This is a genomic window from Chryseobacterium sp. StRB126 (genome assembly GCF_000829375.1).
GTDB lineage: Bacteria > Bacteroidota > Bacteroidia > Flavobacteriales > Weeksellaceae > Chryseobacterium.
In genome coordinates this window covers 2,688,898-2,707,396 of the sequence record NZ_AP014624.1, presented here as the reverse complement: position 1 = coordinate 2,707,396, position 18,499 = coordinate 2,688,898, and the positions used below count along the sequence as shown (strand labels likewise).

Annotated in this window: 16 protein-coding genes; 7 read left to right on the top strand and 9 right to left on the bottom strand. The window is 36.1% G+C overall.

Going from position 1 to position 18,499, the window contains the following annotated elements:
• Positions 1-4 precede the first annotated feature (4 nt).
• On the bottom strand, positions 5-961 hold the full coding sequence (locus CHSO_RS12230) for a hypothetical protein (protein ID WP_045496277.1): 957 nt from the start codon (positions 959-961) through the stop codon (positions 5-7).
• Positions 962-1,389: 428 nt separating this feature from the next.
• Here CHSO_RS12230 and CHSO_RS12225 point away from each other — a divergent pair, with 428 nt between their 5' ends.
• Positions 1,390-2,949, top strand: coding sequence for a serine hydrolase domain-containing protein (locus tag CHSO_RS12225; protein WP_045496275.1), 1,560 nt, complete (start codon positions 1,390-1,392; stop codon positions 2,947-2,949).
• A 20-nt stretch (positions 2,950-2,969) separates the two neighbouring features.
• Here CHSO_RS12225 and CHSO_RS12220 read toward each other — a convergent pair whose 3' ends face one another.
• From CHSO_RS12220 to CHSO_RS12210, 3 genes are all read right to left on the bottom strand, one after another.
• The gene (locus tag CHSO_RS12220; RefSeq protein WP_045496274.1) at positions 2,970-3,734 is read right to left on the bottom strand and encodes a hypothetical protein; all 765 of its coding nucleotides are present in this window, start codon (positions 3,732-3,734) and stop codon (positions 2,970-2,972) included.
• Positions 3,731-4,225: a MarR family winged helix-turn-helix transcriptional regulator gene (locus CHSO_RS12215; RefSeq protein WP_045496273.1), complete on the bottom strand. Its 495-nt coding sequence runs from the start codon at positions 4,223-4,225 to the stop codon at positions 3,731-3,733. Before CHSO_RS12215 ends, CHSO_RS12220 begins: the two co-directional genes overlap by 4 nt.
• A gap of 136 nt (positions 4,226-4,361) precedes the next feature.
• Positions 4,362-5,207, bottom strand: a complete 846-nt coding sequence (locus tag CHSO_RS12210) for an AraC family transcriptional regulator (protein WP_045496271.1) — start codon at positions 5,205-5,207, stop codon at positions 4,362-4,364.
• 74 nt (positions 5,208-5,281) lie between these two features.
• Between CHSO_RS12210 and CHSO_RS12205 the strand changes: the two genes are divergently transcribed.
• Positions 5,282-6,661, top strand: a complete 1,380-nt coding sequence (locus tag CHSO_RS12205) for an MFS transporter (protein WP_045496268.1) — start codon at positions 5,282-5,284, stop codon at positions 6,659-6,661.
• 36 nt (positions 6,662-6,697) lie between these two features.
• Positions 6,698-7,087 (top strand): hypothetical protein, encoded by a 390-nt coding sequence (locus tag CHSO_RS12200; RefSeq protein WP_045496266.1) that lies wholly within the window; start codon positions 6,698-6,700, stop codon positions 7,085-7,087.
• A 52-nt stretch (positions 7,088-7,139) separates the two neighbouring features.
• On the opposite strand, the gene CHSO_RS12195 is transcribed toward CHSO_RS12200, so the two are convergent.
• Positions 7,140-8,300: an MFS transporter gene (locus tag CHSO_RS12195; RefSeq protein WP_045496264.1), complete on the bottom strand. Its 1,161-nt coding sequence runs from the start codon at positions 8,298-8,300 to the stop codon at positions 7,140-7,142.
• Between the two features lie 193 nt (positions 8,301-8,493).
• Between CHSO_RS12195 and CHSO_RS12190 the strand changes: the two genes are divergently transcribed.
• The 3 genes from CHSO_RS12190 to CHSO_RS12180 all read left to right on the top strand — a co-directional run bounded on the left by CHSO_RS12190 (position 8,494) and on the right by CHSO_RS12180 (position 10,794).
• Positions 8,494-9,339: a helix-turn-helix domain-containing protein gene (locus CHSO_RS12190; RefSeq protein WP_232509194.1), complete on the top strand. Its 846-nt coding sequence runs from the start codon at positions 8,494-8,496 to the stop codon at positions 9,337-9,339.
• Positions 9,340-9,457: 118 nt separating this feature from the next.
• Complete coding sequence (locus CHSO_RS12185) at positions 9,458-10,087, top strand: DUF3828 domain-containing protein (protein WP_045496262.1); 630 nt, start codon at positions 9,458-9,460, stop codon at positions 10,085-10,087.
• Between the two features lie 89 nt (positions 10,088-10,176).
• Positions 10,177-10,794, top strand: coding sequence for a GNAT family N-acetyltransferase (locus CHSO_RS12180; RefSeq protein ID WP_045496260.1), 618 nt, complete (start codon positions 10,177-10,179; stop codon positions 10,792-10,794).
• Positions 10,795-10,887: 93 nt separating this feature from the next.
• Here CHSO_RS12180 and CHSO_RS12175 read toward each other — a convergent pair whose 3' ends face one another.
• The 3 genes from CHSO_RS12175 to CHSO_RS12165 all read right to left on the bottom strand — a co-directional run bounded on the left by CHSO_RS12175 (position 10,888) and on the right by CHSO_RS12165 (position 13,840).
• On the bottom strand, positions 10,888-11,895 hold the full coding sequence (locus CHSO_RS12175; protein WP_171817645.1) for a T9SS type A sorting domain-containing protein: 1,008 nt from the start codon (positions 11,893-11,895) through the stop codon (positions 10,888-10,890).
• Between the two features lie 155 nt (positions 11,896-12,050).
• Positions 12,051-12,965, bottom strand: coding sequence for a helix-turn-helix domain-containing protein (locus CHSO_RS12170; RefSeq protein ID WP_045496256.1), 915 nt, complete (start codon positions 12,963-12,965; stop codon positions 12,051-12,053).
• Between the two features lie 77 nt (positions 12,966-13,042).
• On the bottom strand, positions 13,043-13,840 hold the full coding sequence (locus CHSO_RS12165) for an SDR family oxidoreductase (RefSeq protein ID WP_045496254.1): 798 nt from the start codon (positions 13,838-13,840) through the stop codon (positions 13,043-13,045).
• 233 nt (positions 13,841-14,073) lie between these two features.
• On the opposite strand from CHSO_RS12165, the gene CHSO_RS12160 reads away from it, so the two are divergent.
• Positions 14,074-17,412, top strand: a complete 3,339-nt coding sequence (locus CHSO_RS12160; RefSeq protein WP_045496252.1) for a DEAD/DEAH box helicase — start codon at positions 14,074-14,076, stop codon at positions 17,410-17,412.
• A 180-nt stretch (positions 17,413-17,592) separates the two neighbouring features.
• Here CHSO_RS12160 and CHSO_RS12155 read toward each other — a convergent pair whose 3' ends face one another.
• Positions 17,593-18,393: a GEVED domain-containing protein gene (locus tag CHSO_RS12155; RefSeq protein ID WP_052480581.1), complete on the bottom strand. Its 801-nt coding sequence runs from the start codon at positions 18,391-18,393 to the stop codon at positions 17,593-17,595.
• Positions 18,394-18,499: the final 106 nt, after the last annotated feature.

Sequence of the window (18,499 nt, the reverse complement as noted above, 5' to 3'; positions counted from 1 at the left end):
AATTTTAATATACTTCCAGATCCTTAGTTCCTTTGGGACGATAAAGGTAAAGGGTAATGTAAGTTGTCGTTATATTATCCTTTCCTTTTCTTTTAAAACCTCCCCAAAGAGCTGATTTTTCATTATTGATTTTCTGCAGGCATACGATTTTACCATCAGCATAAAAGGTCATTTTATAGTCTTCAATTGGTTTTAAATCAAAAAATGTAATATCAGTATTTGTTCGGAATACATATTCATTCCATCTATCCTTTATCTCATTTGGCAGTAAGTCCAGTTGTTTTGCTACTCTTTTTTCTCTGCTATAATAAATCGTTGCCAATGTGCTCCATGAGCCGGTCATGTAAATATCTCTTATTTTATTGTATTTAGCAGCTACTTCCTGCTCGAGAGCCTGCAGTTTATCTTTATCATCGGTTAGTAAAACCTCAGCATTTTCAAGAGTTTCTATATGATAAGGAATGTCTGCAAAAAAAGTGAATGCATCTTCAAAAGTATTGTTATTTACCCGTTTCTTTTTAGATGTTGAATATTTTCTCACTTCGTCTTCTTCAGAGTTTCCCGTCTTATTTTTCAGTGATTTTACAATCTTCACCTGTATTTCTGAATTGGGAGAAAGCTCCGTATTTAAAACATTCTTATCCTGATTAAATCCCGGAGTCATTTTAATGGTAATTTTCTGATTTCCTTTTTTAGTAATCCCTTCATTCAGCGGAAAATAAGAACCGGCCAAACCGCTACCGGAGGTATCAATATGTTTTATAACAGGAATATCATTAATTAAGACTTCAAAAGAACAGTTGCTGCTGGAAATATAAGCACCATAACGAGGTTCATCCTCAAAATATCGGATTTCCTGAACCGTTGTGGGGTTATTCTGATGGAATATAACCTGCTCCGTGTTCTTCTCTGCATGAGCTGGCAAGGATAATATCAAACCTAATAAAAAATATTTCTTCATAATTTCTTGATCTCATCCGTAATTTTTCAATGAGACATCCATGATAATTAGTTTACTGTTAGAGTCAGGAATAGTCATTTTCCTGATCTGATAAAAATAAGATATTTTTTCATACGGATATATCCTATTTCAAGAGGTAAATTCAATACTATACAAATGATCCCAGCAAGTCTGACCACAATCTAACCGGAGTACAATATTATGACGGGAAAGATATAAATATAAAAGTTATATTACCCATGTGGACAGTAATGGAAACAGCTCAACAAATGTTTATAACGCAACAGGAACAAAAAACAAATAGATATTTTCCGGATTTCTTTTTTCTCTACTGAAAAACAATTGATTACATTTGTATAATCAGAAAAATCTGTTTAGTTTTATTTGGAGAAAATGAAGTCTTAGTTCAATCTCTTCAGTTTCAATCTATGAAAAAACTGACTTTTTTATTTTTGATGATTACATCTAATTTTATTGAAGCCCAACAAACAAAGGTAGAGCAATTCAGTACTGCGCTGGATTCTATCCGTACCCAATTAAAAATACCCGGAATGGCCGTTGCTTTAAAGCAAGGAAATATTGTTTTGCTTCAAAAAGGTTATGGATTTGCAGATCTGGAAAAACATATTCCGGCTACAGCGCAAACAACTTTTCGGGTGGCATCCGTAACAAAAACTTTTACCTCTACCCTGGTAATGCAGTTTGTAGAACAAGGAAAACTGAAACTGGATGATCCTGTAGAGAAATACGGGATCAATCTGAATAATCCCGGAATCACAGTAAAACATCTGCTTACCCATACTTCTGAGGAAATTCCGGGATCTCATTTTCAGTATAATGGATATCGATATGGATTACTGGGGCCAATTCTGGAAAAAATATCCGGCCTTCCTTTTTACCGGTTATTGTCAGAAAATATACTGATACCTCTGAGAATGACATCCTCTGCGCCATCTATTACCCCTGAACAAGTGGACGAATTTAGTTCTGCAAACCCTTCCGTTCTTTCTTTTTTCCAGACAACCTTCAATAGACTTGCTAAACCTTATGAACTGACTTCTTCAGGTGATATTAAACGGATTGAGTATCTTAATGAATTTGGTGCATTTGGCGGACTGGCAACAAGTGTTGCTGATCTGTTGAAATATTCGGATGCTATTGATCGTTATCAGCTTGTTTCGAAAGCAGGACAAAAACTGGTTTTTACTCCTAACAGAACCGAGTCAGGTTTTATCACACCCTATGGATTGGGCTGGTTTGTGGAATCTTATAAAGGAAGAGATTATTATTGGCATTATGGACAAACCAATGGAGAGTCGGCTCTCTTTATAAAAGTACCATCACAAAAGCTTACTCTAGCTGTAATATGTAACACAGACAGGCTCAGCCAGCCATTTCCGCTTGGTGACGGAGATCTGATGATGTCACCTGTCGGAAGCCTTTTCTATCATTTTTTTATTGACGAAAACAGACATCCGGATCATCAGCTGGAAAATAAGGAATTAATAAGTAAAGCTTCCATGGCTATCTTAAATAATGATACCCTAAAAGCCCAAAAGTTATATGAGGAGTATAAGAAAAGAAATAAGTTTAATGCAAAGCCATACCACCCATCGGAAAAGGTTATTGCAGAAATCCAAAATGTCGGGATTGATAAAAATCTTACCCGTACTTTCAGTCTTTCCCATCCTACCTCCATAAACATATTGGGTGTAGGTGAAAACTGTTCAGGAAACGGCAGCTCATGGTGTGATTACGGTTGGATTGAAGATTTTTCGGGGAGAATGGTATGGCAAATGCAGAATCAGCCATCTTCTCATGCTGGCGGAGCTGTGAAAAATCAGAAAGTAAATCAGGAGATCATTCTTCCGCAGGGAAAATATACACTTCATTACAAATCGGATTCCGGACATGCCTATAACCATTGGGATTCTTTACCTCCTGATGATTTTTTCTGGGGAATCATCCTCTTGACAAACACTCAATAACTCTGATTTTAATTTTATCCTTATTCAAAAACCACATAGTTTACCTTATCTACTCCGGTATTACCAGTTTTCTCATGATAAGCATACAAGATAAGTTCATAATTTCCCGGAGTATTAATGAGATGGGTTCCTTCAAATAAGTTGGTGGACACCCACGACATATCAATATTTTTAACGAATTTCCCGTCTTTCTTCAGAATTCCTTTCACTTCAATCTCGTCAGAATTCCATACCCCACCTTTCTCAATCACACAGCCGCACATCATCACAATATTGGCCTGAAACAGGAATGGTTTATCCTTAATGGTATTCAATGCAATATACTGATGGGTTCTCGGTTTTAAAATATCAATAATATATCCTGGAATTTCGAGAATAATTCCTTCTCCTAAAATATTTTTCCCTGGAATCAGCCATAACTCGGTACTTACAACCGCCTGTGCCTGTCTGCTGTTCAATGGAGAAATCACTTCTATTGTAACCAATGTGGGTTCTTCAATATCAACTGTTGCTACAAATCCTCCTGTTTGATCATCTGTAATTGAATTCCCTCTTACTTTGGGAGTTTTCATAATCAGGTCAGTGTTCCCGGTATTTCCGGTGGTATTTCCCTCTGCTAAAATCTTTTGGTTCAGTTTATTTCTGACAATGATGTGAGCGCCGCCCAATGAGCTTCCGATAAATTTAGCATCCTTTGCTTTTGCTCTTACCATCACTTTGGTTTCAGTAGCAGAAATCATAAGATTAGAGAAAATTAGCGCGATAAAGAGAAGTAGTGTTTTCATGATTCTATTGATTTTAAATATTCTTTTTTGAAACGAAGATGGAAAGATTCGTTTTTCAGTTCCTGATCTATTGCATCCAGGTAAGAAAAAATAGATAAATCCTCTGACAGTAATTTTAAAATAGCTTTTTCGCAACTGTCCCAAACCTGTTCTAACTGGGGAAGCATTTCAATAGCTTTTGGAGATAGAGAAATCATCTGTTTACGCTTATCTTCATGATCTTTCTTAATCATCAGATATCCTTTTTCTGTCATTTTCTTTACAATAACCACTACAGACGGATGAGAATATCCCAAGGGTTCTGCAATATCCGTAATGGAGATCTCCCCTCTTTTTTGAAGCAGCATAAAAACCAGGTACCAGTTAGGTTCCACATCAATTCCGAACTCCTTGTAAAACTTTCTAACATCATGAGACATTCTATCACTTATTCTTTTCAATCTGCTATCCAATGCTTTATAACCTAATTCTTTAATAAAGTCAAAATCCATCTTAATTATCTTTGATGTAAATATATAAAAATACATAGTAGACTATATAGTTAACTATGTTAATTTTCAAAATAAATTTAAAATACAATAAATCAATAATTTACATCACCAAAGAAATAGATCTAAGCAGTACTTTTTACCTATTTTTCTTTCTGTATTCACCGGGAGTTATCCCTCTGTACTTTTTAAAGAGTTTAGAAAGATGACTCTCATCACTGAACTGTAATTCATAAGCAATCTCACTAAGCCTTGCACTGCTGTACTTCAGATAGGTTTCTACCAATTTAAGCCGGTAATCCAGTAAATAATCCTGATAAGAAACTCCGGTCTGCTGTTTAAAATATTCTCCGAAATAATTTCCGGAAATTCCAAAATGATCTGCAATAACCTGAATTCCGGTTTTTTCTCTATCTTTTATATGTTTTTGAATATAAGTGATGATCTTCATAATAGAAAAAGCTTTTTTATTTTCCTGAAGGTCTGAAGTCTCACTTTGGATGATATTTCTGGCAATAAGATTAAGCAGGATTGAAATACAGTTACGGATGATAAGATAATCTTCTACCCTATTCCTGAATTCATTGGCAATCTGAAGAATAAGGGCCTTTGCAAAATCTTCATCATTTTTATTCCTAAACACACATCCGGCGCGGGCATGATAGTTATTACTGATGTATTGCAGTTTGTAAAGGTTTTCGCAACTTTCAATGCGGTCTGCTTCCAGACGGATTTTATCAATAAACTCAATAGGACATTCTATGCTGATAAGATCTGCATTCTCACTTTCAAAACGATAAGATTCCTGTTGTGGAATAATAAATAGCTTACCCTCTGTAAAATCAATATAGCGTTCATCATACAGGAGTTTCCCTTTTCCCTTTATGATATAGATAAATGAAAGAAAAGTTGTTGTTTTAAAAACAGTTTCTCCTTTAAGCTTTATTTCTTTCACGTTAATTCCTTCAAGATGGAGTCCTTTCATGAGTGTACACTATATTTTCCTCCAAAAGTACAATTTTAACAGAACACAAGGAGGTTATTTTTGCATAAAAAAATATGAACACTTATCCAAAACGATGGCAGGCACTCAATTTCCTGATTGCCGGAGCCTTTCTTTCACCGCTGGATTATTTTATTGTGAATATGGCTTTACCTTCCATTAAAAATGCTTTCAAAGCGAGTGAACACCAACTACAGATGGTGATTGCCATTTATGGACTCACTTATGGAGCTCTGGTAGTTTGCGGTGGGCGGCTGGGAGATCTCTATGGACGTAAGAGAATTTTCACCCTGGGATTATATACTTTTTTATTGTCTTCTCTTGCCTGCGCCTTTTCCCCTACTGTAACATGGCTTATCATCGCAAGGTTATTTCAGGGAGTTGGTGCTTCCCTGTTGGCTCCCCAGGTTTTAGCCTCTATAAAAGTCCTGTTCAGCAGTCAGGAGCAACCCAAAGCAGTAAGTCTCTTTAGTTCGGTATTTGGCTTGGCATCTGTGATTGGGCAGTTGCTTGGAGGATTGCTTCTCAGTATACATTGGAATGGTGTCTCATGGGAAATGGTATTTCTTGTAAATGTTCCCATCACTATCATTTGTATTGCAGGGATTCATTTCACCATGGACAATAATCAGAAGGAATCCAATTCAGGGATTGACTTTAAAGGTTCATTATTACTGATTCTTGCGCTACTGATGTTGATATGTCCTCTTATTTTTGGACAGAAATACCAATGGGTATGGTGGATATTTGTCATTATGATATCAGGGATATCATTATTGGTTGTTTTTATCAGATACGAAATGTATCTTCTGAAAAATAATCGCCCGATCCTTATAGACCCTACATTACTTCAGCAAAAGCCTTTTGCATTGAGTCTTTTGATTCTCTTTTTTTACAATTTCACCTCAGGCTTGTTTATTTGTTATCCTTATTATCTGCAGGAATTTCTGCAACAGGATTCTATGCAGACAGGATTAGCCATTGTCCCTTACGGCATTGCCTTTTTCCTTGGCCCATTAATGGTATCCAAAATAAAACTTTCCACCTATACAATGATCTATATCGGTCTGGGACTATTAATGAGCGGTTTTATTTTCAGTGCATTGTGCTTTTATTTTCAACAAAAACCTTCTTTCATCACTCATATTACCCTATTTACAGCAGGGTTAGGCCATGGTACAATTATGCCGGTAATGATGCGTACTGCCATTACTTTTACGACCAAAGAAAAAGCAGGACAGGCTTCAGGTCTGGTAAGTATCGGAATGCAGGTAGGTGGCGTAATGGGAGGAGCAGTCATCGGAACTTTATTTTTCAATATGATTGATGTATTGGGATTTCCAAAGGCATTTGCATTATCTGTTTGTATGATCGGTGCTATTCAGATCATAGGCATATTCGTAAATGGCAGGCTGCACAAATATATTAATGCTTAATTTCTATTAACAAAAAATATTATAAATTTTAAATCTATGAATAACAAAGAAAAAATTAGTGCAGAATTAAAAGACTTCTGTGAAAATATTGAAAAATGGTTTCAGGGGAATGACCTGGACCAGGAGGCATTATTCAGAAAAATTCTTTCCGGATTTTCTCCTGATTTTAAAATGATTAATGGAGACGGAAATACTGCTACGTTACTTATGTTTTCAGAATGGCTTCCTACTGTTTTTGGAAAATTTCCGGAACGTAGCGTTCAGATTGAAAATGTAGAGATTCACTGCTCTGAGCATCATGGTATAGCCACTTATACTGAAATTCAGACTACGGAGGGAATAACTAACAGGAGAAAAGCATCAGCGGTTTTCCTTTTCAATGAAGATAAAGCCTTTTGGTTGCATCTTATAGAGAATTGGATATAAAAAATAAAACGGCTTGTTTGGGAAAACAAACCGTTTATTTTTTCGTAACAGATTAATTTTTATTTCTGAATATATCCATCTTTCCGGCCATAATGCTCAATAAGATCCCAAAGCAGGCAAAAAGCCCGAAAGAATACCTTAAGTCTAAACCTTCTGCAATATATCCAATCAAAGGTGGTCCTATCAGAAAGCCTAAAAATGAAATACTGGATACAAATGACAGTGCGATACTAGGTGCAACCGTATTTACTTTACCAATGGTGCTGTACACTGATGGTACACTTAAAGAAGCCCCAAGCCCGATAATCATAAAGGCAATGATACAAATCCATAACTCGGGTAAGAAAACACTCAGGAAAAGACCGATACTCATTAAGGCTCCACAGAATTGCAACACAGTTCTTTTTCCCAACTTTTCAATAATCCTGTTTCCAATAAACCTTCCTAAAGTCATCATTAAAATAAAACTCGTATACCCCAATATAACAAGTTTTTGCGGTGCTTTTACAATGGTTTGAAAATAAACACCACTCCAGTCAAACATGGCACCTTCAATGGCCATGCTTAAAAAACCAATGATGCCCAGTCCCACCAATGTAGGATTTACAGATTTAAAAATAGACTGAGTTTGTGGCTCAGCTTTATGGATAACATTGGTAAGATTGTTCTTACTGTACACCCAGATCAGAGTGACAAGGATAAACGTAAGAACAAAATGATGAAACGTTTCTATATGCAGATTAATAGCAAGCAGTCCCAATAATGCGCCTACCAATCCGGCAAAACACCATCCTCCGTGATAAGAAGATAACAACGTTCTTTTAGTGATAGATTCTATTTCAATGGCCTGTGTATTGATTGCTATATTACACAAGTTCCCCGTAACACCAAAGAAAAACAGAACAGCTGCCAACATCCAGTAAGAAGGAGAAAGCCCAATCAGCAAAAGAAAAACCGGATACAATAAAAAGCAGCTTTTAATCATCCTGCTGCTTCCATATCTGCTGATCAATTTCCCGGATAGCATCATCGTAGAAAGCTGACCTATAGGCATCAGAAGCAAAAGAGTCCCAAGCTGTGCCTCATTGATGGAAAGAGCATCTTTAATAATGGGAATCCGGCTGGCCCATGACGAGAAAACAAGCCCGTGGGCAAAGAAAAGTAAAAAACAGGCAGTAGGCATTCTAGAATTCAAGGATTCTTTCTCTTGCATCATAACAGGGTTTGATTAAAATTTCCGTTGGCGAAGTTATGAACACTCAGCCAATAAAATACATTCCATTTTTGATATTTTATATTCCATTTTAAACAACGCTTTCAAAAAGAAAAATTAACTGCTTACCTTTGATCGCAGGAAAACCAATGGCGAAATTATTAACCATTCTAAGAAGTCATCCCACTGTATAATGATAGAGATAAAGCCCAACTTTGAAGGATTATGTATTGAAAAATACAATATAAACAATGTCTTTGAGTTTCATGCAAAAGCAGGAAACCTGAATAAACTGTTGCTTTGTTTTGTTTCCAACGGAACGCTGGATCTTCAAATCAATACCCTTCCCTTTTATATACAGGCCCATTCCATCATCATGCTGTTACCGGATACGGACCTGGGCAATATTTCCTGTAGCAATGATCTTGAATTATCTGTATTTTACATTTCTCTGGACTTTATCAGCACCTATAGCTTTCTGACCGTTCTTCTTGCCAGTGATGAAATCAAATTCAATCCGGTTATGAAAGTTGAATCCACAGCTAAAAAGCTTACTTGGTCCACAGTAAAATTAATTCATGATTACCATTCCAAAACCAAAGAGGAAAGCACTGTAGAATCAGTACAATATCTACTCTACGCCCTTCTGGAATTGGTTTCAAAGCTCTATCTGCCAGTCATCAAGAACAACAGTCTTTTACAAACCAGAAGTCAGGATATCATCGATCAGTTTTTTGAATTACTAAATAAACATGGGCATTTAGAAAGAAGTGTATTATTTTATTCTGACCAATTGCTCCTTTCCCCACAGTACTTAAGCAGCTTGATAAAAAAAGAAACCGGAAAACCTATCAAACAATGGATAAGCTATAGGGTGATAAAACAGGCTGAAGAGCTCCTCAAGACAACTTCACTCTCCATTAAGGAAATCAGCAACCAACTGCAGTTTGTAGATTCTTCCCTATTTTGTCGATATTTCAGACGTTGTACAGGCATTACGGCTAATACCTACAGAGAAAATTATAGAATAAAAAAGTAAGGCTGCTTTAAGAAAATTTGTGCATTCGTGACAGTCTTTTTTAATCTCAATGCATCATATCATATGGGCGAATTAGTTCATTATTTTGTAATTTTGGTCCCTAAAAAGAAAGCTAACCATGCCAAGGAAAACAGTATTACTGTCTGCAACATGTTTGTTGTTTATACACTGCAAAAAAAAAGATACTATCAAAACACCCATTGTACCGGATACCATTAAACTCGAAAATGCAAAACCTGCTACATCTAAACTTCAGGATCATTCTCCGGCTGAAACAGTAGAATCATTCGTTAAATGGTATAGAGACAATGAAGATAACCTTTCTCGTTTCAACACCATAAAAGGCGGTCCTCAGGCTGAAAATGAAACTCCTGTTAATTATGCTATAGATTTTGATCAGGTTGATAAAGAAATATCCTTTCTGAAAAGCAGTAAATTATTATCTGAAAAGTTTCTGGCCACTTACAGACAAAATTATGTGGAGGGTGATGAATATTTCAAAAAGAACCCAGCTAATGACGGTCCTCCCCATGGATTTGATTATGATTATTTTTTCAAAACCCAAGACGATTATCAATCGGACCTAAACCATATTGAAGCAGTAAAATTTATTGTAAAACCGGTTAATTCTCAGCTATCTTATGTAGAGTTTCACCTGAAAAACTGTGAGATGACCTATAAGTACACCCTTGTCAAAAATAATAAAGATCAATGGCAAATTGATTCCATTGAAAATATCACCAGGTAGAAATTTTATTCATTTAAAATTAAAATCCAGTTTATTCAATACTATTATCCTCTGTTTTTCATTAAATTAGCTATTCAAAAAAATATTTTATGAAGGAGAAATGGATTTCACATCCCACCATTTTAGAAGGAACAAACGTTGAATTGATTCCTTTGGAAAAAGAACATTTCGAAGAATTGTATGCCGCTGCCGCAGATAAAGAGCTTTGGACATTAATTCCTACTGACGGTTCAAATAAAACTATATTTTATCAAAACTATGAGTTCGCCTTATCAGAAAGAGAAAACGGAAACCAATATCCTTTCGTTATCAGACACAAAGAAACCCAAAAACTGATAGGCTCCACAAGATTTTTTGAAATCTATCCTTCAGATAAAAAATTAGAAATCGGCTGGACTTGGATCACCAAAGAATTCTGGGGAACATCCATTAATTTGGAGTGCAAACTACTGTTACTTACCTACTGTTTCGAAGTATTAAAAACCAATCGTGTACAGCTGAAAACAAAAGACAATAACTTCAGATCCAGAAAAGCAATCGAAAAAATCGGCGGTGTATTTGAAGGAGTCTTACGTAAAGATAAAATTCAGAATGACGGAACCACAAGGAATGCAGCTTATTACAGCATTCTGGATGATGAATGGAATACAGCAAAACAGAAAATTGAAACCTTAATCAGAGAAAAGGAAGTTTCTTTGAAGGGCTGAAACCAATCTTTTGAGAAACAAAATCGTTTAACAATATAAAAATCAGACGTAAAAGCAAGTTCTTTTTACGTCTGATTCTATATCAACAACCGTTTACTTTTTGATTATTTTCTTTGAAACAACAGTTCCATTCTTCAATTCTCCCTGAAGAATGTAAACCCCTTTGGAAAGCTTTGAAATATCAATTTTTCCAGAATTTTCGGCTGTCAAAACAGTTGTACCTTCCAGAGAACTGATTATAACCTTTTTAATATCCTCTTTTGATGCTATCGTAATAAAATCAGTACTTGGGTTCGGATAAACGGAGATCTCCCCTTTTGTACGATCCAAATCAACTGTTGACAGTACTGCAGTATCAAGATAGGATACCGATTTTGATATATCGGTATTTCCATTGAACACCAATGTATTAATCGCAAAACTTAACACCATCCCATCAGTCTGGCTCACCCATTGATAAGATTCATTGGTAAAAGTAGCGATAATAGGTGAAGGTGAAGCAGAAATAGTTTGCGTTGCCGTTCTCATTCTTTTTATTCTCAACACATTGGGGTAAGTTCCTCTGGGAGTAATTACTGTGCCATAACCATCAACAATAACACTCACCTGCCCTGTTTCATTTGTATTCCCAATGGCTGCAGAAACACTGTTGAACTCATAAGTATCATCAAACTGCTGCTGATAAGTAATCGGAAACTTATACTCAATCAAAGGGTTGACATAAGTAACCGTAATATCTCCCAACGTAGGCCCTGAGTAAGATCCCAACATCGTAGCTTCAGTATCTGTCATTGCACTAAAATCATTGGAATCAACACTGGTGAGTGTTGTAATTCTGTTGGCTCCCGGAAACCTGAAACAGTTAGACTGTCCCGGACATACTCTGCTCACATAAGCAACGGGATTAGTTCCCGTATACGCTGAAAAATCCCAAGTAATATTAGCTCCGGAAGGTCCGGCTGTAATGGTAGTCCCGCTTACATCTTCGGATTTGAGACTAATTGTAGTGTTAACACGGTCAACACCAGTTCTTGTTATTGATGGCTGGGCATAGGATATTATTCCGGAAAAAAGGAATAAGATAAAGTTTAATTTTTTCATAATATTTGGATTTAAGGTTGATTGCTTAATGATTTTTATGATGAAAATAAGGAACATCATTCCCTGAAAAATACTTTTATCTATCCAAAACCTTATTCTTTCTACCAAATGCGTTAAAGAGAATGCCCAGCCGTACCGGCTGGGCATTATTATGCTCAATTAAATAGCTGTCTATAGCTTAAAGGGGTTTGATCTGTTTTCTTTTTAAATAATTTATTAAAAGACTGTGGATGTTCAAATCCTAATGCATAAGCTACCTCCGATACTGAAAAATTAGTTGCAGTGAGATACTCCTTTGCTTTCTCAATCAACTTCTCATGAATATGCTGCTGAGCATTCTGTCCTGTGAGATTCCTTAACATATCACTGAGATAATGCGGCGACAGATTGAGCTCCGAAGCCAGAAACTCCACAGTAGGAAGTCCGGTTGTCAACGTTTTCTGGTCATTAAAATAATCCGCCAGTACTCTTTCCATTTTAGTCAGCAGATCACTATTCACAGCTTTTCTGGTAATGAACTGTCTTTTATAAAAACGATTGCTGTAATTGAGGAGAACTTCAGTATAGGAAATAATCACATCCTGACTTACTTCATCAATGGCGGTATTCAATTCATTTTTAATACTGTCCAGAAGCCCTTTCATAATTGTCTTTTCCTGATCAGACAAATGAAGAGCTTCATTGGTATCATAAGAAAAGAACCCAAGGTTTTTTATATTTTTTGCCAGGGGATAGTTTCTTATAAAATCCGGATGGATCAAAAGGGTACAGCCACAGTATTCTGCATTTTCTTCAGGAGAAAGTATTTGTCCCGGAGCCGTAAACATCATTCCGCCTTCATTGAAATCATAATATCCTTGTCCATATCCCATTTTTCCGCTTGTAGAATATTTATAGGAAATTTTATAGAAATTAAACATAAAACTTCTTCCCGCCCAATCCTCTTTTATGCTCATCTTTTCATTATCTATAAGACTCACCAATGGATGAAGCGGCCCCGGAAGCTGCAGCAAATTGTGTAACTCCGATATTGAGGAAATTTTTATTATAGAATTTTCTTTCTTTTCCATATTATAAAGTTATTATTTTTTCATGAAATGCAATGCAAAAAATATTTCAATATACACTGTATAAAACTGACAGACAATTAAATAAACTGCTTACCTAATTGTTCTCTGAATAACTCATCACCCAATTCCAGCCGCTGCGCATATAAAGCATTGGCATCTTCACCGGCTACATATCTTAACTGCTTTTTGCCATCTGTAGCCGCCTCATAAACTACTGCTGCAATTTGTTCCGGTGTAGAAGCTCCCTCCATCATTCCTTCCATGCCAGAATACAGAGAATTAATCATTTCTTCATAGGCAGGACTTGTTGCAGAATCCAGAGAACGGCTTATAAAATCTGTCTTAATTCCTCCGGGAGAAACAGTTTTTATATCTACCCCGAATTGATTCAATTCAAAAGCCATACTTTCACTCCAGCCCTCTAAAGCCCATTTTGTAGCGTGATAAATTGAATTCAGAGGGAAAGCCATTAATCCGCCAATGGATGTTGTTGAAATGAACATCCCGTTCTTTTTTTCTCTGAAATAAGGAATGAACTCCTGAGTAACCCGAATTGTACCCAATAAATTTGTATTCAACTGTCTCACAATCTGCTCATCACTCAGCGCTTCCAAAGGCCCCAAAAGACCATACCCTGCGTTGTTAAAAACAACATCCACATCTCCGGACCCCAGTGATTGTTTAACGGCAGCCTGTATCTGTTCCGGTTGGGTAACATCCAATGGAAGCACCGTTACATTCTCCAGAGAAGCAAGATCTGATGCCGCTTCAGGATTTCGCATGGTAGCAATTACTTTCCATCCTTTTTGCTGAAATAATTGTGCAGTAGCTTTACCTAATCCTGTAGAAGCTCCTGTTATAAAAATTGTTTTCATTTTTTCTTGTTTAAAATTACAGGACAAAGGTCAGCATCAGAAAAAAGATAAGAGTTGCCAAAACGGACGAACCTGTAGCCAAAATGGACTTTAATAAATGGAATAATATATCATACTACAGTCTACCAATTATGGATAGATTACCTGTTAAAATAAAAATATTTATAAGGCTCAAGGTCTTAAACGCCCTTTCATTTTGTCGTTTTTTTGTAAGTTTGCTCTGATCAATTTTTATGGCAGAATACATTCTTGAAAACATTAATATCAGTACACTTTCCGTATATGATTTACTAAAGCATACCTCAGAAAGCTCATTTATTGGAATCACTGATTTTCATGAAGTTTATCCTGTTGCTATTGAAAATAATACGGGAATCTTTACAAAAAAATCTTCCCTGCAGGACTTTCCTGCTGTTTCCATAAGCCGGATAAACAATTCTTTACTTTGTAACTGCACTTGTGATCATTCTAAGGCTCAGCTGTGTGCTCATCAGGCAGAAATTATCCATTGTATTTTAGAAAAGAAGGATTATCGCATTTTCTTTGATGATATTCTACGTAAGAAAGCATTCCTATCCAAGGCCAAAGGATATGGTTTAGAAAACGAACCGGATCTAGACCAGTATTTTCAGCTGGAACTTACAGAAGGTAAGCTTGAAATTGTACCCAAAATAAAGGAAATGCTTCCTATGGATGAGCAGATGTTCCAAAGAGAGCTTCTGTCCCAGCTTCCTTCTAAACTGGATGAACTGGCAGCACTGGAAACAGGCAAAAAACAGATATTGGTTATCGGTAAACACCGTTACTACAATCATCTGGTATTTTCTCTCATGGAAACAGAAATCACACAAACCGGGAAAATTAAAAATCCGGTTACTTCCGTAGATGCTATGCAATTGATATGGAAAGCCGAGAAGCCTTTGGATATAAAATTCTACACGGCTATCTCTTCCTTTCAGAATAATTACAATGAAGATTATAATACTGCTGAAGTGGAAGCTTTAAAGCTTATTGTAAAAAATCCACTCGATCTGGAAGTGTATTATCATGACCGTGAAATCACAGAAACAATCTCTTCCAAGTCATTAATACCTGTTAAACTTAATACTTTAGATGCCGAAGTTCAACTCTCTGTATTTAAGAAAGATCCATTCTATGAAATAACCGGAGAATTACTGTTTAATGATTCTTCTGTTCCTTTTAAAAACATAGTGATAAGGAATGAGTATTTTGTATATAACAATCAAACATTCAGCTTAATAGACCACTCTGACATGCTCAGGGTTATCAGATTTTTCAAGGCTAACAATGAGATTTTACTGATTCATTCTTCAAAATTTGAGGATTTTATGAACCAAATCCTATCTAATCTTGAAGAACGTATACATATAAATTACAGCTATATACAAACAGCAACGAAAGCTCAACTTGAAGAAAATAAATTCCAGATAGAAAGAGTTATTTATCTTCGCCAGCAGGACAATTATATTGGAATTACCCCTGTCATGAAGTACGGACAGGTAGAAGTTCCGGTGTATTCCAGAAAGCAGGTTTTTGATACCGATCAGAATGGAAATCCTTTCAAAATAGAAAGAAATGATGCTGCAGAAGCCCGCTTTACTTCTTTGGTAATGCAACAGCATCCTGACTTTGAAGAACAAATGGATGGCTATCAGTACTTCTATCTACACAGGGATAAATTCCTTGATGACAACTGGTTTTTAAATGCCTTTGAACTATGGAGAAATGAAGGCATTATCATTCTAGGCTTTAATGAATTAAAAAATAACAACCTGAATCCTCACCGCGCCAAGATCAACATTCAGATCACCAGTGGACTGGATTGGTTTAATGCGAAGTTAAAAGTAGGTTTTGGCCAGAAAGAAGCTACTTTAAAACAGCTTCACAGAACCATTCGCAATAAAAGTAAATTTGTACAGTTGGATGATGGCAGCCTGGGGATTCTTCCAGAGGAATGGATGGGTAAGATTGCTGCCTATTTTCAAGCCGGAGAAATTGATGAAGAGCTATTGAAGATTCCGAAAATCAACTTTACAGAAATTTCTTCCCTTTTTGAAAAGGAAGTATTAAGTAGTGAAGTTCAGGATGAAATTACGACATATTCTACTCAGTTTCTGACAGGTCAAAATATTCCTCAGGTCAATATTCCCGCGGAATTAAATGCGGAATTAAGAGATTATCAGCATGATGGGCTAAATTGGCTTAATTTTCTGGATGGGTTCAACTTTGGTGGCTGCCTTGCTGATGATATGGGATTGGGAAAAACCCTTCAGATCATTGCATTTATCCTTTCTCAAAGGGAAAAACGGGGACACACGACCAACCTTATTGTGGTTCCTACTTCCCTGCTTTTCAACTGGCAGGAAGAAATCAGTAAGTTCGCTCCTTCCATAAAGGTTTTGGTACACTATGGTCCGGATCGGCCAAAAACCACTTCTCATCTGGCAGATTATGAAGTAGTTCTTACCAGCTACGGAATGTTGCTTTCTGATATCCGTTTTCTGAAGACTTTTAATTTCAATTATATTTTTCTTGATGAGTCTCAGACTATTAAGAACCCTAATTCCGAAAGGTATAAAGCAGCAAGACTTCTTCAGGCCAGAAACAGGATTGTTTTAACGGGTACTCCTATTGAAAACAGTACTTTTGATCTTTACAGCCAGCTTTCCTTTGCCTGCCCGGGATTATTGGGCAGTAAACAGTCTTTCAAAGATATTTATGCGATTCCCATTGATAAATTTGAGTACAGCAAACGGGCAATAGAGCTTCAACAGAAAATAAAGCCGTTTATTCTTCGCAGAACAAAGAAACAAGTGGCCAAAGAGCTTCCGGAGAAAACAGAAACCGTCATTTATTGTGAAATGAACACGGAACAACGCAAGATTTATGATGCTTATGAAAAAGAGCTTCGCGAGTTCATTGCAGCTAATGATGACGATGATCTTAATAAAAACAGCATGCATGTTCTTACAGGTCTTACAAGGCTCAGACAGATCTGTAACTCTCCTGTCCTAATTAAAGAAGGATATTCCGGTGAACATGCGGTTAAAATTGAGATTCTGATGGAGCAGATCCTTGGGAAATCAAAAGACCATAAAATCCTTGTATTCTCTCAATTTGTCGGGATGCTCGACTTATTGAAACCTGAACTGGAGCGTCACGAAATTCCTTTCGAATATCTTACCGGACAAACCAAAGACAGAGGACAAAAAGTAGCTAATTTTCAGGAAAATGAAAATATTCGGGTATTCTTAATAAGCTTAAAAGCCGGTGGTGTTGGTCTTAATCTTACCCAAGCCGATTATATTTACCTGATTGATCCATGGTGGAATCCTGCCACTGAAAACCAAGCTATTGACCGAAGCTATCGTATAGGGCAGACTAAAAACGTAATTGCTGTGCGTATGATCTGTTCCAATACAGTGGAAGAGAAAATTCTTACGCTTCAGAAAAAGAAGACCCTATTGGCTCAAAATCTTCTTAAAACAGATGGTACAAAGTTTAAGGGACTTTCAAAACAGGATCTTCTGGAAATTTTGGACCAGGAATAAAATATTGAAAATATTTGACCCGCTAAGATGTTTTTAAGGGGTTAAAATTAGACTCTATTTTTATTAAAAAAATCAAAAACATTAATTATCAATCATATACAACATGCACAAAACAAAACCGACAGATAGAATCTGCCGGTAAAAAACAAAAATTGATATGGATATGATTAGATATGTGTTTTATTTTTTAATAACCTTTTCTGTGATTATTCTTTTATCTTTTGTTTGTATTTTAATCAGATAAGTTCCTGGAATAAAGCTGTTCATATTTATAGTATCAGAATTTCCTTCCAAAAGTTTTCTTCCTGAAATATTATAAATTTCATACTTCTCCAACCCTTCTTTTATTCTGATTGTTATATTGCCAGAGGTTGGATTGGGATATATTTTCACTTCAATGGATTTATCCTTAGAAACTTCAGTAGCAGCAAGAATTTCCGGTTGTATATTGATTGTATAATCTTCTGCCTGGCCTGCTCTTAGTCCTGAATCACATGCTGAAGAAATGGAATTTTGTGCATTAGGATCCGAATAAGCAGCTACATTTGTATTCTTAAGAACTCTCATTCTCTTACTGCCACTGGAAACATTTGCAGGAATCATAATGCTGCTATCAATAGTAAGAGCATTGGCCGGGTTAGCTGCTTCCAGCCTTCCTATATAAAAACGTTCTCCTGCATCATCAAAGCTGCTATTTCCATTAAAATCAATATAAACCATTACATCACTGGGAAAAGTACTTGATGGCCCTTTAATTGCTATTGGATATGCATTTCCAGCAACCAGATCAGTGGATAATGAAGTAAAATCCTCATACTCCTGTGCGGTTGAAGAATTGGTTGACGATGAATTATTGATACTCCCAAAGGATACATTGCTTATCATATTACTCCCTGCACCATACTGAAAAGTCGGAGTGCAATATTGAGCCTGAATAAGCCCACATAATATGACGGCAGAAAGAGTAGTTATTTTTCCCATAGGTTCTTCATTTTTATTGATATAAATTTATATTTATTTAGAATTAATAAAAATAAAAACACAATGATATTTATCAGTTTAAAGACATTTACATTGATAATATTGA